Origin of the sequence: Hymenobacter sp. J193 (genome assembly GCF_024700075.1) — a bacterium.
GTDB lineage: Bacteria > Bacteroidota > Bacteroidia > Cytophagales > Hymenobacteraceae > Hymenobacter.
Genome location: NZ_JAJONE010000001.1, coordinates 3,633,557 through 3,648,498, shown reverse-complemented (window position 1 = coordinate 3,648,498; position 14,942 = coordinate 3,633,557). Strand labels below are relative to the sequence as shown.

The window sequence follows — 14,942 nt, the reverse complement described above, 5'->3', positions numbered from 1 at the left end:
ACGGGCCGCTTTTTTGTTGGCTTTACGGGGCCCTGACTATCTTGCCTACCCAACGTTTTTCCTCAGCTTTTCCCGGTATGAAATCCTTGCTCTTCCTTCTGCTGCTGACTTTCGCCAGCGTTGCCACCGCCCAGGCTCAGTCGGTTGCACCGGCCCCGGTGGCCGACGCGCCCGACAAAGCCAGGCCCGTGCAGGTAGTGGAAGCCGCCTGCGGGCAGTGCCGGCTGGGCCTGCCAGGCAAAAGCTGCGACCTGGCCGTGCGCATCAAGGATAAAGCCTACTTTATGGAGGGCACCGGCATCGACTCGCACGGCGACGCCCACGCGCAGGATGGTTTCTGCAACGCCATCCGCCGGGCCGAAGTGCAGGGTGAGGTAATGAATAACCGCTTTGTGGCCACGTATTTCAAGCTACTACCCGAGGGCCAGGCGGGCAGGTAGTACCTTAAGCTCGCAAGCCTAATCTGAGTACTGAATAACCCGAACTCTCAGGAGCTTGTCGGCCGCATTCAGCTGCCCGCTTCAGCGGAAGCTGTAGCGGATCGTTCTGGCTTGGTGACAATGCATAAGCCCGACTTATCGAAATACTCCAGCTTCTCGTAGTAGCGCTTATTGCCAACAAGCTTGACCCGCTGCCCAAACCTTGGCGCCGCCTTATTCAACTATCTGCTTCCATGCGTTTTCCTGTCTTCCTTACTTTCGCCTGCACAACGGGCCTGCTGACTTTGGGCAGCTGCAACGGCCCGGCCGAACAGCCCGCTTCAACTCCCGATACCGGCAGCCAACCCGCAACTTCTTCCGAATCAGTTACTGAGCCCCGCCCGGCCACCGCGCAGGGCCCGCCCGCCCCGCTAACGGGCCAGACGTTTCGCCTTAAATCGTTTCCGCTGAAGGGGAAGGCCTCCGCCGATGATCTGCGCTTTGGCATTTACCTCTACCCAAGCCAGCGCCCCGACAGCGTACTGATAGCCCAGGACGCGGAGCCTTCGGAGCTCGACCGGGACCGGTGGGCCAAGCAGGGCGTGCCAGCCGGCGCCGTTAGTGTATTTCAAACCTATCAGGCGGGGGCGGGCTACTATTACTACGCCGTGGCAGAAAACAACCGCCTGCGCGTGTACCGCAAGCTGCTGGAGGAAACAACGCCGGAAAATGAGGGCACCCCGCTGCCGCAGTGGCAGCTGTTCAAGACGTTTTCCTTCTTTACTGATGGAGTACAGGAGGAGCAGAATATGCCCTAGCTCCTGACGTCGTCCGGTTCAGTAGCGCCCTTGCGCTTCAGCGCAAGGGCCACGTTGGGCATAGCGGCAGCTTCTCGAAAAAGCAGTTGGCCCGCTTCAGAATATCGACCCGTAGGCCTCGCAGCCGGCGCACCAGCCGAAGAAGTTGCGGAGCCGCTCGTGCTTGGCGGCTTTTTTCCGGGCTTTGCGCCGGGCCTTTTCTTCGGCCAGTTGCCGAAGCTTGGCCGTTTTGTCCTCAGGTAAACCCAGGGGCAGGAACCGGAACGTGCGCACGGCGGTGAACGGGCTGGTGGGTTGCATGGCAGGAAGCAGCTGGTGAGAAACTCAATGTACGTTTTTAATATTCTCACTGTCAAGCCTCCCGCATAGTTTCCGGCCGCGGCCGCCGGGGGTTCGTATGTAGTTGCGGTTTTTAGTTGAAATCTTTGCCGCGCTACTTCCTGCTACATGGCTGCCGACGCTTCTCTCCTGCCCGATTCGCTTTCCCTCAACGGCCGCACGTTTCGCTACGCCGACATTCAGCAGTACCCGGCCCACGCCCCCACCGACCTCAACGGCTACGAGGCCCGCGTGCTTGACTTCTGCCGGCAGTGGCTGAACGGGGCCCAGGAATTCGGCCTGCGCACTTCCGGCTCCACGGGCAAGCCCCAGCTCGTGACTATGAAGCGGCGGCAGCTGGAAGCCTCGGCGGCCCGCACCGGCGACTACTTCGACCTGGGCCCCGGCGACCGGATGCTGGTGTGCCTGAACTGCGAGTTTGTGGGCGGGCTCATGATGCTGGTGCGGGGCTTTGAGCGTCGTATGCACCTCACCATTGTGGAGCCCCACGCCGACCCGCTGGCGTTGGTGCCCACCTCCGCCGAGTTCGACTTTGCTTCCTTCGTGCCCCTGCAGCTACGGGCCGTGCTGGATGCCGGCCACGCCCCGCGCCTCAACCGCATGAAAGGCATTCTGGTAGGGGGCGCCGCCGTGGAGCGCCGGCTGGAAAAGGACCTGCAGCAGCTGCGCGTGCCGGTATACCTCACCTACGGCATGACGGAAACGGCCTCGCACATTGCCCTGCGCCGCCTCAACGGTGCCCAGCCCGGTACGGCTTACCACGTGCTGCCCGGCATTACGGTGGCCCAGGACGCGCGCGGCTGCCTGACCGTGCGCGCCGACGTGACCCTGGACCAGCTCATCATCACCAACGACCGGGTGCAGCTGCTGGATGCGCACACGTTCGAGTGGCTGGGCCGGGCCGACTTCGTGATAAACAGCGGGGGCGTGAAGGTGCAGGCCGAGAAAGTGGAGCAAGTGCTGGAAGTGGCCCTCACGGAGCTGGGTCTGGGCCGTCGTGCATTCGTAACGGGCCGCCCCGATGCCCGCCTAGGCGAGCAGGTGACGGCCGTGCTGGAAGGCAAGCCGCTGACCGCCGCCCAGGAGCAGCAGCTGCACGAGCTGCTAGCCCAGCGCCTCGACAAATACGAGCGGCCCCGCGCCCTGGTGTATGCGCCGCAGTTCCGCACCACGGCCTCCGGCAAGCTGGATCGGCTCAACACCGTCCGCTCCCTGGCGCCCGCGCCCCCGGCCGGCCGCTGAGGTTGTTTTCGGGGGGCGGAATACGTTAGCTTTGTAGGTAGCTAGTAGTCTGACTAGCCGATTGCTCATTTCCTTTCTATGTCCCGTTTGCTTTTCCCGGCGGCGGCCCTGCTGCTGGCTGCCCAGCTTAGCGGCTGCGCCAGCACCACCCCGGCCAGCGTAAGTGCCTCCACCCCACCCACCGACGCTACCGTCTCCACCGCCGTTACCACGCCCAATACACCCGCTGCCTCCGCTCCCGCTGCCGGGCCCTTTCAGGTAGTCAGTGAGCAGTTTGCCGATCTGCGCATTCTGCGCTACGAGGTGCCCGGCTTCGAGGCCCTGGAGCCCAAGCAGAAAGAGCTGCTATATTATCTGTACGAAGCAGCCCTGAGCGGGCGCGACATCATTTACGACCAGAACTACGCCTACAACCTACGCGTGCGCCGCACCCTGGAAGCCCTCTGGGAAACCAACCAGGAGCGCCGCGCCGCTACCACCAACACCCAGCAGGTGGAGCAGGCCCAGCAGTTCAACACCTACGCCAAGCGCGTGTGGTTTTCCAACGGCATCCACCACCACTACTCCACCCGCAAGCTGCTGCCGGAATTCTCGCCGGCCTACTTCCGGGAGCTGGTGCTGAGCACGCCAGAGCGCAGCCTGCCCCTGCTGCCCGGCCAGACGGTAAAGCAGTTCGCGGAGACGATGACTTCCGTCCTCTTCGACCCCAAGGTGGCGCCCAAGCGCGTCAACCAGGAGTCCGGCCAGGACTTGCTCACAACATCGGCCAACAACTACTACCAGGGAGTGACGCAGGCGGAAGCCGAGGCGTTCTACGCCAAGAAAATCGACAAAAACGACCAGCGCCCCATTTCCTACGGCCTCAACTCGCGGCTGACTAAGGACAAGCAGGGCAACATCGTGGAGCAGCCCTGGAAAGTGGGCGGCCTCTACGGCGAAGCCCTCACGCAGGTGGCCTTCTGGCTGAACAAGGCCCTGGACGTGGCCGAAACGCCCGAGCAGCGCGCCGCCCTTACCAAGCTCATTCAATACTACAGCACCGGCGACCTGAAGCTGTGGGACGAATACAACATTGCCTGGGTACACGACACCAACTCGGATACCGACGTGGTGAACGGCTTTATTGAGGTATACGGCGACCCGCTGGGCTACCGCGCTGCCTACGAGTCGGTGGTGTCGTTCAAGGATGTGGAGGCCACCAAGCGCATCAAAACCATCGGCGACCAGGCTCAGTGGTTTGAGAACCACTCGCCCATCAAGGCCGAGCACCGGAAGAAAAACGTGGTGGGCATCACGGCCAAAGTCATTACCACGGTAGTAGAAGCCGGCGACGCGGCCCCGAGCACCCCTATCGGCATCAACCTGCCCAATGCCACCTGGATTCGCAAGGAGCACGGCTCGAAGTCGGTGAACCTGGGCAACATTGTAGAGGCTTACGACCGCGCCTCGGCCGGCGGCATGCTCGACGAGTTTGCCTTCGATGAAGCCGAGAAGAAGCGCGCCAAGCAATACGGCGCCCTGGCCGGCAAGCTCCACACCGATATGCACGAGGTAATCGGGCACGCTTCTGGGCAGATCAACAAAGGCGTGGGCACCACCAAGGAAACCCTGAAAAGCTACGCCTCCGCCATTGAGGAAGGCCGCGCCGACCTGGTGGCCCTGTACTACCTGATGGACGATAAACTGGTGCAGCTGGGGGTGATGCCGAGCCTGGAAGTGGGCAAAGCGGAGTACGACAGCTACATCCGCGGCGGGCTGATGACCCAGCTGGTGCGCCTGCAGCCCGGCGAAACTGTGGAGGAAGCCCACATGCGCAACCGCCAGATGGTGGCCCGCTGGGTGTTTGAGAAAGGCAAGAAAGACAAGGTGGTTGAGCAGGTAACGCGCAACGGCAAAACCTTCTTCCACATCAACGACTACCAGAAGCTGCGCGGTCTGTTTGGGCAACTGCTGCGCGAAACCCAGCGCATCACGAGCGAGGGCGACTACAACGCGGCCAAAAACCTGATTGAAACCTACGGCGTTAAGGTAGATGCCGACTTGCACAAGCAGGTGCTGGCCCGCTACCAGAAGCTGGGCATTGCGCCCTACGCGGGCTTCATTCAGCCCAAGCTGGTGCCGGTGGAGCAGGAAGGCAAAATCATCGACGTGAAGCTGGAATACCCCACTGACTTTGCCCAGCAGATGCTGGAGTACGGCCGCAAGTACTCGTTTCTGCCGAACGTGAATTAGCGCCGGTCCTCGTATATTACCGAAGCGGCTGGCCGGATGAGGGGAAAATGCATGGCATCAATTCCCGCATCCGGCCAGCCCTTTTTCATGCTTCCCCAAATTCTTGCGCCCTCTTATGAAACGCCTTCTCTTCCTAGCTTTCTTCCTGCCGCTCCTGAGCTGGACCGGCCGCGCCCAGGCCCAAACCATCGACACCCAGCGCTACGAGTACTGCGAGCTGCTGACGACCGACAACCTGTTTTCTCCCGACAATAAAGCCAAAACCGGCGACATCTTCGTGGACTTTGGCTACGGTTTCGAGAAGCTGGGCGGCGGCTCCCTTTCCCAGCGCGAGGCGGGCAAGCTGCAGGTGTTTGCCACCCATGTGAGTGCCCTCACCTACATGGGCAAGCTGGGCTGGGAAGTGGTACAGATGTATCAGCAAACCGACAAGCGTCCCGCCCACACGCTGTTCGTGCTGCGCCGCCCCGCCCGGGGAAACTGAATGTAATGTACTAATGTGGAGAATGTGCTAATGTGCTAATGTGCTAATGTGAGGCAGTAAAATGGTGACTGACGTGTCATGGCGAGCAGCGCGAAGCCATCCGTTCTGCACAAAACCAGACCCGCTCTTCTACCAGAAAGCCCTTACTCGTTGCGCACGGGTAAGGGCTTTTCGCATTTCAAGGTTTGGCACGTTACTCAGGACGGATGACTTCGGTTCCGCCCCGCAATGCCAGGAGATATTAGCACATCAGCACATTCCCCACATCAGCACATTACCTCAAAGCCCCTGCTGGGAGAACAGGCGCTGGCGGCCGCGCACGATTTTGTATAGGTCGCCCAGGAACAGTTTGACGCGGCCGAAGAAAATGGGGCCGTTCAACTCGCTTTCGAGTGCATTGTTCATGAACAGCATCTGACGGTAGCCGCCACCGGCACCCACGCCCACCCACCGGAACACGCGCACGTGTCCGGCCACGGAAGGCTCAAACATGTAAATCAGCCGCCGAGGGGTACGCTCCACTTCGCCATCGGGCTTTTCGTAGCGGGCGTAGTAGCGGCCGATGCCCAGCTGCGTGGGTGTGCTCAGCTCCCAGCGGGGCGTGCCCTTCACCACATATTCGCCGTAGGCCGCCACGTAGCGGAAGCGCAGCTCGTCGCGGGTGCCAGCGGGCAGGTGGGCGGGCAAAGCCACATCGGTGGGCACGCCATCGGAGAGCAGGTACAGGCCCAGGCCCGTACGCACCCGCCCCCGGAATTCCACGCCCACCTTCAGCCCGTTGATGCCCACCACGCTGCCATTGAGCACCGAGTAGCGCTGGTCGAACTGAAACACCAGCCGCCGGTGCGACTGACGCACGCGGCTGGAATCGGGCGGTAGCGGCTCCGCACCAGCAGCCGTTGCCAGCCACCCGCAGCCCAGCACTCCCAGCAGAATTCCACGCAAAGCCGTCATACGCTGCAAAAGTACGCAGCTACTCGTCAGTTGTTGGTTATCTGTTGATAGTAAGGCGTCATGCTTTATCTGGCGTCCGCACAGCCGAAGCATCTCTACCGCTTCGGTGAGTTTACCATACTAGCGCGATGCTTCGGCTGCGCGGACGCCAGATAGAGCACGACAGTTCCTTTTAGCTGCTATCAACTGGCAACGGACGCCAGACACTTCGCCCCGGCTATTCTACGCTTCACCCCGGATGGGTTAGCCAGCTGGCCGGGCGGCTGATACTTTTACGGCTGTACTTCTGCCCGTTTGTATGCCCGCCTTCCTCACTCCCGAATTCGTGTTTTCCGTGGCTAACACCGCCGTGCTGCCCGCCTGGCTCCTGCTGATGGCCGCGCCCCGCTGGGTGGTTACGCGCCGGCTGGTACGCAGCGGCGTGTGGCCCTTGCTGCTAGCTGCCACTTACGCCGCCTTGCTTACGATGCATTATTTTAGCCCTCATGCTACGGAAGGCGGCTTCAGCTCCCTGGCCGAGGTGAGGGCCCTGTTTCAGGATCCGTGGGCCCTCACGGCCGGCTGGGTGCACTACCTGTGCTTTGATCTGGCCGTAGGCATCTGGGAAACGCAGGATGCCGAGCGGCGCGGGCTGGCTTGGTATCTGCGCGTGCCCTGCCTTCTGCTCACTTTTTTGGTGGGGCCGATAGGCCTGCTGCTCTACGCCGGGTTGCGCCAGCTGCGCCCCGTTTCTTCCCCTGCTGATCTTGCCTCCTAACCTCCTACCGCTATGAACTCATCTTCCCTTTCTCTGCCCCCGTCGTTTGACCTGTCCCCAAAGCCGGCTCCCACGAGCAGCATAGGCGGCTGGCTGCGGATCCTGCACCGCGTAAACCCTGTGCTTTCCTGGACGGGTTGGCTGCACGTAGCCTTGCTGGGAGTAGCCCTGGTGCTGCTGCCGCTGGATGCCCGCCTGGTTACGGGCGCCCTGGTCTGGCTGAAGCCCATTAAGTTTTGCCTGTCGGTGCTGGCTTTTGTCTGGACGCTGGGCTGGCTACTGGCTGACCTGCCCGCTCCGGCGCAACGCGGGGTACGGCGCGTAAGCCGGGTAGTAGCTGTCTGCATGGTGGCCGAAATTGCCTGCATTGTGCTGCAGGCCGCCCGCGGCACCTCCTCGCACTACAATATTGCTACGCCGCTGGACGGCCTTGTCTTCAACCTGATGGGCGTAGCCATTATGGTGAATACCGGGGCCACCATAGCCGCCGTGTACCTGGGGTGGCGCTACCGGCCCCACGGCCCGGCCGGCTACGTGTGGGGCGTGCGCCTCGGGCTGCTGCTATTTCTGGTGGGCTCGGTGCTGGGCGGCATGATGATTCACCTCAACCAGCACACGGTAGGCGCCCCCGACGGCGGCACCGGTCTGCCCGGCCTGGGCTGGAGCACCCGCGCCGGCGACCTGCGCATTGCCCACTTCCTGGGCATGCACGCCCTGCAGGTGGTGCCGCTGCTGGGCTGGTGGCTGAGCCGCCGCCTGCCGCGCCGGGCCGCGCTACTCACCTGGCTGGGGGCGCTGCTGTACGCGGGATTGGTGGCCCTGCTTTTCGCTCAGGCCCTGCAAGGCCAGCCCGTGGTGAAGTTGTGAGATGGTGAGTTGACGTTCTAACGGCATAATGCGTCTTTCCGGTAGTCGTGCTCCTTATGCGGAAAAAGTCTGCCACTCTTGCGGCAAGAGTAATAGACTTTTGCCTCGGGAGTGCACTACGCCTGCTTCGGGGTGCGAAGAAGCTGTCATGGCGAGCAGTGCGAAGCAATCCGTCCTGTACAAAACCAGATACGTTCTTCTACCAGAAAGCACCTGACGTCCGTGCTGGCATCAGGGGCTTTTCACGTCTTCGGGCTGGGTGCGTTGTTCAGGACGGATTACTTCGCACTGCTCGCCATGACAGCTTCTCCGCACTCACCAATTTCCTACTTGAGCTTGGGGAACTTACGGCGGATGATATCCTGCACGGGCACGTTCTCAATCTTGCTTTCCAGCCAGGAAATGATGTCGAGGTAGAGGAAGGGGCGCCGCTCGTAAGGGTTTTCGGCAATGACAATAAGCTTGTTTTTGAGTTTGAGGAAGGACTCCTTGAGCTGAGACGGAGCCACGTCGCCAAGGCTGCGCAGGAACTTGAAGATGGCCTCCTGCATCTGCTGCTGGTCGTTCATCTTGCCCAGGAAGCGGTACACCGACCGGATCTGGTAGTCCAGGGATTCGTCGCGGCCGGCTTCGTAGTGGGCAATTAGGTTGAGGATTCGGGCAAAGCACTGAATGTCTTCGCGCAGGCTGGCTTCCTTGAAATAGATAACCTTGTTGAGGTACTCAATGGCCTTATCGGGCTGGCCGCTGCCGAAGTACAGGCTGGCAATTTTGTAGTAGAACACCAGGCGCCGGTGCGAGTCGAGTTGCAGGCGGAAGTGGTCGAGGTTTTCGAGCAGCTCCGGCACGATCTTCAGCCCCTCCGTGAACTGCCCGCGCATGAAGTAGCCGTTGATGCGGTTGGTGTAAATGTACAGGAACAGCAGCATGTCGATGTTGGGGCTGGTGCGGCGCTCCGGGTCGGCGGCGTAGGCCTCCAGCAGGGTTAGCACCTCCTCAAACTTGCTGTAGTAAAGCATGTTGTAGGCCGTCACTAGCAGGTTGTGCAGGCCCTTGATGTAGAGCATGGCCTGCTGCTCGCGCATCAGGGGGTTGGCCTCAAACAAATCCACCCACTTCTGGGCATAGCGGAAGCAGAGCCGGAAGTTTTGCGTGATGGTGTAGTACCACACATGGGCCTGGTAGTAGTACAGCTGCTCGAAGAACGTGGCCTGCCGGGGGTCCAGCAGCGGCAGGTCCTGGCGGAAGTAATCGGTAATCTTGTCGTAGTCCTGCTGGTTGCGGGTGTGCCCGATTTTGAGGTAGCGCCCGTACATGCGCAGCGCCAGGTTGGACAGGGCATGCTCCCGCGCCACGTGCGCCACGGTGGTCGTAGCCTCGTCCGACAGTTCCCGCGCCCGGCCGCGCAGGCTCCGGGTGATGTACTGGCCCTCAATCAGCTTCTCGAAGTCGAGAGCCATGAGCGTGATATGCTGCATTTCGGCCTGCTGGGCGGCTTGCTTTACCTTTTCCAGCATCCGCAGGCTCTGGATATACAGGCCGCGGTTGTAGAGCACGCGGGCGTAGTCGAGCTGCTCGCGCAGCTGGATATCGGTGTTGTGGCCCGCGTGGTACATGCGCAGGCTGGCCAGCAGCTGCCGGTACAGATTGGCCTTGAGGTTGGCTACTTGCACTTTTTTGATGGCTGGCACTTGGGCCAGCACGCGCTCCTCATCGTAGCGCTCCTGCCCATCCAGCGCATCGAACAATTGCAGGAACTTAAGGCCGTCCGCCGAGCCCTGCCGGTTGGCAAACAAACGGAAATGACGCTTCTCGGTGCGGGTCAGGGACTTGATGAGCTGAAAAACCGGGTCCGTGTTTTCGTTGGGCATTGTATTTACAAAAAAATCAACGTACTGTTTTACAATGTTTTACCAAACAAAGCGCAAATAGTAGAAATAGTAGGCAGCTGAAGAGAAAGTTTTAATTACGTGCTGTAGCTGATGTACTTGCTATCATCCTAACAACGCAAAGATGACATGTCGGAGCACTTTTCCACTTCCTGGTCGGCACAATTTATTTCGTTGGTAGCGGCGGGCTGGCGCCCGTGTATGCAGCCGGCCACTTCGCCCAAGCCCGGCCCCACCGCATATTACTCCGTCGAGCGAATAGAATCAAACCAAGCGCCCCGCCCGTCCTCTACCGTTGTTTTTCCCTTTCGCCTCACATGACCTTGATTCTCAATTCCGTCGGACCAGTCATTACGCTGCCGCTGCCAGGCTGAAAGGAACCGCGTTATCCGCCACGCCAGCAGCCTTTCTCAGCCCGGTGCTCTGAAAGGCTTTTTTGTCTTCATTCGTTATTTTCCGCTAGTCCTCCGCATGTACTTCACCTCTGATACAGTTGCTTTCCTGGATGGCGAGTTCGTACCGGCCGAGCAGGCTACGTGCGGCGTCTACGCCCAGTCTTTGCACTATGGCTACGCCGTGTTCGAGGGCATCCGGGCCTACCAGACGCCGGCCGGCACGCGCATCTTCAAGCCCGAAGAGCACTACGAGCGGCTGCACTATTCCTGTAAATCCATTGGGCTGCCGCTGGCTTACTCGGTGGAAGAGCTGACGCGCATCAGCTACGAAGTGCTGGAGCGCAACCACCTCACCGATGCCTACCTCCGGCCGCTGGTGTACGCCGCCACGCCCAACATGAGCCTGAAAGCCGCCTCCTCCGGCAACCTGCTGATTGCCGTGTGGGAATGGGGCAAGTACCTCGGCGACCAGAGCCTGCGCCTCACCATCTCGCCTTACGAGCGGCCCAACCCCAAGGCCGTGCCCATTGAAGCGAAAGTCGCCGGCCACTACGTCAACTCCATCATTGCCAGCACCGAGGCCAAGGGCCGGGGCTACGACGAAGCCCTGCTGCTGGATATGAACGGCTACGTGGCGGAAGGTCCGGGAGCCAACTTCTTTTTCGAGCGGGAAGGTGAGCTGTACACCGCTCCTCAGGGCAGCATTCTGCGTGGCATCACCCGCAACACCATCATCGACCTGGCCCGCGAGGCCGGCATCACGGTACACGAGCAATTCTTCAAGCCCGAGGAGCTGCGCACCGCTTCTGCCGCCTTCATGACGGGTACCGCCGCCGAGGTTATCGGCGTGGCTTCGGTGGATGACGTGACGTTTACCACCCCTTTTCAGCAAACCATCGGTGGTATGCTGGCCAGCCACTACCAGGCCCTGGTAACCGGGCAGTCAGTTAAAGCTGAACACCTGGAAGTCAGAACCTAGACCTAGGCAGCTTATTGCTGCTTGTTTTCTATTTCCCTCTCAGTTCTCAGCTCTGACTTCTAATCTCTCAACTAAATGGCTCTGAATAAATACAGCCGCATCTACACCCAAGACGACAGCCTGCCGGCCTCCCAGGCCATGCTCATCGGCTCGGGGCTGTCGGATGAGGATTTGCGCAAGCCGTTCGTGGGCATCTGCTCCACGGGCTTCGAAGGCAACACCTGCAACATGCACCTCAACGGCCTGGCCGACCAGGTGAAGACCGGCGTGCAGCAGCAGGGCCTGGTAGGACTGCGCTTCAACACCATCGGCGTATCCGACGGCATTACCAACGGCACGGCCGGCATGCGCTACTCCCTGGTTTCGCGCGAAATCATTGCCGATTCCATTGAGGCCATGGCCGGGGCCCACAACTACGACGCGCTGGCCTGCGTGATGGGCTGCGACAAGAACATGCCCGGTGCCCTCATTGCCATGGCCCGCCTCAACCGGCCTTCCCTGATGGTATATGGCGGCACCATCAAGGGCGGCACCTTCAAAGGGCAGCAGCTCAACATTGTTTCGTGCTTTGAGGCCTACGGCAAAAAGCTGCAGGGGCAGATATCGGACGAGGATTACAAAGGCATTATCCACAACGCCTGCCCGGGTCCGGGAGCGTGTGGAGGCATGTACACGGCGAATACGATGGCGGCCGCTATTGAAACGCTGGGCATGAGTGTTCCGTTTTCCTCGTCCTCCCCGGCCGTAAGCGCCGAAAAGCAGCAGGAGTGCCACGACGCCGGCGCGTACCTGCGCCGCCTGCTGGAGCTGGACCTCAAGCCCCGCGACATTCTGGTGCGCGAGGCCTTCGAAAACGCCCTGGTGATGACTACCGTGCTCGGCGGCTCCACCAACGCCGTGCTTCACCTCATTGCCATTGCCCACGCCGCCGGCGTGCACCTGACGATGGAGGACTTCCAGGCCGTGAGCAACCGCGTGCCGGTGCTGGCTGATCTAAAGCCCAGCGGCAAGTACCTGATGGAGGATTTGTCGGCGCTGGGCGGGGTGCCGGCCGTGATGAAGACCATGCTCAACGCGGGCCTGCTCCACGGCGACCTGCTCACGGTGACGGGCCGGACGCTAGCCGAAAACCTGGCCGACGTGCAGCCCCTGGGTGCCGAGCAGGACTTGTTGCGCCCCTTGAATAACCCCATCAAAGCTGACGGCCACATTCAGATTCTGTACGGCAACTTGGCCACCAAGGGCGCGGTGGCCAAAATCACGGGCAAGGAAGGGCTGCGGTTTGAAGGTCCGGCCGTGGTGTTCAACTCCGAAGAAGAGCTGAACGAAGGCATTACCCAGGGCAAGATTCAGCCCGGCCACGTGGTCGTGATTCGCTACGTAGGACCCAAGGGTGGACCGGGCATGCCGGAAATGCTCAAGCCCACCTCGGCCATCATCGGCGCGGGCCTGGGTGACAAAGTGGCCCTGATTACCGACGGGCGCTTTTCGGGCGGTACGCACGGCTTCGTCATCGGCCACGTCTGCCCCGAGGCCTACGACGGCGGCACCATTGCCCTGGTGGAAGACGGCGACTGGATTGTGCTGGATGCCGGCACCAACACGATAGATGTGCAGGTAGATGCGGCCCTGCTGGAGCTGCGTCGCCAGCAGTGGCAGCGGCCCCGGCCGAGTGTGCAGCAGGGCGTATTGCTGAAGTATATCCGCACGGTCAGCGACGCAAGCCGCGGCTGTATCACCGATTACGAGGAAGACCATGTACACGAAAGAGCAACCCCAGCCCGCGCCGACCTCGCCTGAAACGGCCGTGGCCGCGCCAGCTACCCGCACGCTTTCCGGCGCTGAGGCTACGCTGCACGCCCTGCTGGCCGAGGGCGTGGACACCATTTTCGGGTATCCGGGCGGGGCCATCATCCCGATCTATGATGCCCTCTACGACTTCAAGGAGCAGCTGAACCACGTGCTGGTGCGCCACGAGCAGGGCGGCATTCACGCCGCCCAGGGCTACGCACGGTCATCGGGCAAAGTGGGCGTGGTCTTCGCCACCAGCGGCCCTGGTGCTACCAACCTCGTCACGGGCCTGGCCGATGCCCTCATCGACAGCACCCCGCTGGTGTGCATTACGGGGCAGGTGTTTGCGCACTTGCTGGGTACCGATGCCTTCCAGGAAACCGACATCATCAACATCACCACGCCCATTACCAAGCTGGAACCACCAGGTAACGGACGCCAGTGAAATTCCCGAGGTGCTGGCCAGGGCCTTCTACATTGCCCGCAGCGGCCGCCCCGGCCCGGTACTGATTGACATCACCAAAAACGCCCAGATTCAGAAGGCCGACTTCGCGCCCTACCAGCCCTGTATTCATATTCGCAGCTACCGGCCCAAGCCCATTGTACGGCCCGAGTACGTAGCGCAGGCCGCCGAGCTCATCAACCAGGCCAAGCGGCCCCTCGTGCTCTGGGGGCAGGGTGTGTTGCTGGGTCAGGCCGAGCAGGAGTTCCGGGAGTTCATTGAGAAAAGCGGCATCCCGGCGGCCTGGACCATCCTAGGTGCGGGGGTGCTGCCCACCGGCCACCCGCTGAACGTGGGCATGCTGGGCATGCACGGCAACTACGGCCCCAACGTGCTGACCAACGAGTGCGACGTGCTCATTGCCATCGGCATGCGCTTCGACGACCGGGTAACGGGCCGCCTCGACAAGTACGCCCGCCAGGCCCAGGTCATTCACCTCGACATCGACCCCACGGAAATCGACAAGAACCTGAAGGCTACCGTGCCGGTGTGGGGTGACTGCAAGGAAACCCTGCCCCTGCTCACGCAACTGGTAGAGCCGCGTACCTACCCCGAGTGGCGGCAGCGCTTCACGGAGCACGATGCCGAGGAAATTGCCGCCGTCATTCAGGACGAGCTGTTTCCGACTTCCAACGAGCTGACTATGGGGGAGGTGATTCAGCAGCTGAATGAGCTGACCCAGGGCGAGGCCATCATCGTGACGGACGTGGGCCAGCACCAGATGGTGGCCTGTCGCTACGCCCGCTTCAATCACACCCGCAGCAACATCACCAGCGGGGGCCTGGGTACCATGGGCTTTGCCCTGCCCGCCGCCATCGGGGCCAAGTTCGGGGCACCGGAACGGCAGGTAGTAGCCGTTATCGGCGACGGGGGCATTCAGATGACGATTCAGGAGCTGGGCACCATTATGCAAACTGGCGTGAACGTGAAGATCCTGCTGCTCAACAACCAGTTTCTGGGCATGGTGCGCCAGTGGCAGGAGCTGTTTCACGAGCGACGCTACTCCTTCGTAGACATTGCCAGCCCCGACTACGTGACCGTGGCCCAGGGCTACAGCATAGCCGGCCGCCGTGTGGATGCCCGCGCTGAGCTCCAGCCCGCCTTGCGCGACATGCTGGCTCATCCCGGCTCCTTTCTGCTGGAGGTGATGGTGACCCGCGAAAATAACATCTTCCCCATGGTACCGCAAGGCTGCGGCGTGGGCGAAATAAGGCTGCGATAAACGGTAGAATTGTGAGGTGGTGAAATGGTGAGTTTTCCAACTGACAACTTAT

The 14,942-nt window shown here is 61.3% G+C and carries 12 protein-coding genes and 1 pseudogene; 10 read left to right on the top strand and 3 right to left on the bottom strand.

Going from position 1 to position 14,942, the window contains the following annotated elements:
- The first annotated feature begins 77 nt into the window (after positions 1 to 77).
- Together LRS06_RS15980 and LRS06_RS15975 are read left to right on the top strand one after the other, a co-directional pair.
- On the top strand, positions 78 to 440 hold the full coding sequence (locus LRS06_RS15980; protein ID WP_257872388.1) for a DUF6370 family protein: 363 nt from the start codon (positions 78 to 80) through the stop codon (positions 438 to 440).
- A gap of 233 nt (positions 441 to 673) precedes the next feature.
- A complete protein-coding gene (locus LRS06_RS15975) occupies positions 674 to 1,237 on the top strand; it encodes a hypothetical protein (RefSeq protein ID WP_257872387.1) in 564 nt (187 codons plus the stop codon).
- 96 nt (positions 1,238 to 1,333) lie between these two features.
- Here the strand turns inward: LRS06_RS15975 and LRS06_RS15970 are convergent, their stop codons facing one another.
- Entirely contained in the window at positions 1,334 to 1,537 is a 204-nt protein-coding gene (locus LRS06_RS15970; RefSeq protein ID WP_257872386.1) for a hypothetical protein, read from the bottom strand.
- 147 nt (positions 1,538 to 1,684) lie between these two features.
- Here LRS06_RS15970 and LRS06_RS15965 point away from each other — a divergent pair, with 147 nt between their 5' ends.
- The 3 genes from LRS06_RS15965 (at position 1,685) to LRS06_RS15955 (ending at position 5,534) form a co-directional block, all read left to right on the top strand.
- Positions 1,685 to 2,818: an AMP-binding protein gene (locus LRS06_RS15965; RefSeq protein WP_257872385.1), complete on the top strand. Its 1,134-nt coding sequence runs from the start codon at positions 1,685 to 1,687 to the stop codon at positions 2,816 to 2,818.
- A 78-nt stretch (positions 2,819 to 2,896) separates the two neighbouring features.
- Positions 2,897 to 5,050 carry a dihydrofolate reductase gene (locus LRS06_RS15960; RefSeq protein ID WP_257872384.1) on the top strand — a complete coding sequence of 718 codons (2,154 nt, stop codon included), beginning with the start codon at positions 2,897 to 2,899 and terminating at the stop codon, positions 5,048 to 5,050.
- Positions 5,051 to 5,165: 115 nt separating this feature from the next.
- Positions 5,166 to 5,534, top strand: coding sequence for a hypothetical protein (locus LRS06_RS15955; RefSeq protein WP_257872383.1), 369 nt, complete (start codon positions 5,166 to 5,168; stop codon positions 5,532 to 5,534).
- A 279-nt stretch (positions 5,535 to 5,813) separates the two neighbouring features.
- On the opposite strand, the gene LRS06_RS15950 is transcribed toward LRS06_RS15955, so the two are convergent.
- Positions 5,814 to 6,488: a hypothetical protein gene (locus LRS06_RS15950; RefSeq protein ID WP_257872382.1), complete on the bottom strand. Its 675-nt coding sequence runs from the start codon at positions 6,486 to 6,488 to the stop codon at positions 5,814 to 5,816.
- Positions 6,489 to 6,786: 298 nt separating this feature from the next.
- Between LRS06_RS15950 and LRS06_RS15945 the strand changes: the two genes are divergently transcribed.
- Entirely contained in the window at positions 6,787 to 7,245 is a 459-nt protein-coding gene (locus LRS06_RS15945) for an ABA4-like family protein (protein WP_257872381.1), read from the top strand.
- Positions 7,246 to 7,257: 12 nt separating this feature from the next.
- Positions 7,258 to 8,112, top strand: a complete 855-nt coding sequence (locus tag LRS06_RS15940; protein ID WP_257872380.1) for a hypothetical protein — start codon at positions 7,258 to 7,260, stop codon at positions 8,110 to 8,112.
- A 326-nt stretch (positions 8,113 to 8,438) separates the two neighbouring features.
- Here the strand turns inward: LRS06_RS15940 and LRS06_RS15935 are convergent, their stop codons facing one another.
- Complete coding sequence (locus LRS06_RS15935) at positions 8,439 to 9,983, bottom strand: hypothetical protein (protein WP_257872379.1); 1,545 nt, start codon at positions 9,981 to 9,983, stop codon at positions 8,439 to 8,441.
- A gap of 489 nt (positions 9,984 to 10,472) precedes the next feature.
- On the opposite strand from LRS06_RS15935, the gene LRS06_RS15930 reads away from it, so the two are divergent.
- From LRS06_RS15930 to ilvB, 3 genes and pseudogenes are all read left to right on the top strand, one after another.
- Entirely contained in the window at positions 10,473 to 11,375 is a 903-nt protein-coding gene (locus LRS06_RS15930) for a branched-chain amino acid transaminase (protein WP_257872378.1), read from the top strand.
- A 75-nt stretch (positions 11,376 to 11,450) separates the two neighbouring features.
- Positions 11,451 to 13,175, top strand: coding sequence for a dihydroxy-acid dehydratase (gene ilvD / locus LRS06_RS15925; protein WP_257872377.1), 1,725 nt, complete (start codon positions 11,451 to 11,453; stop codon positions 13,173 to 13,175).
- Positions 13,132 to 14,890: pseudogene (ilvB, locus tag LRS06_RS15920) on the top strand (biosynthetic-type acetolactate synthase large subunit). The gene ilvD and the pseudogene ilvB overlap by 44 nt, the downstream one beginning before the upstream one ends.
- The last annotated feature ends 52 nt before the right edge of the window (positions 14,891 to 14,942 follow it).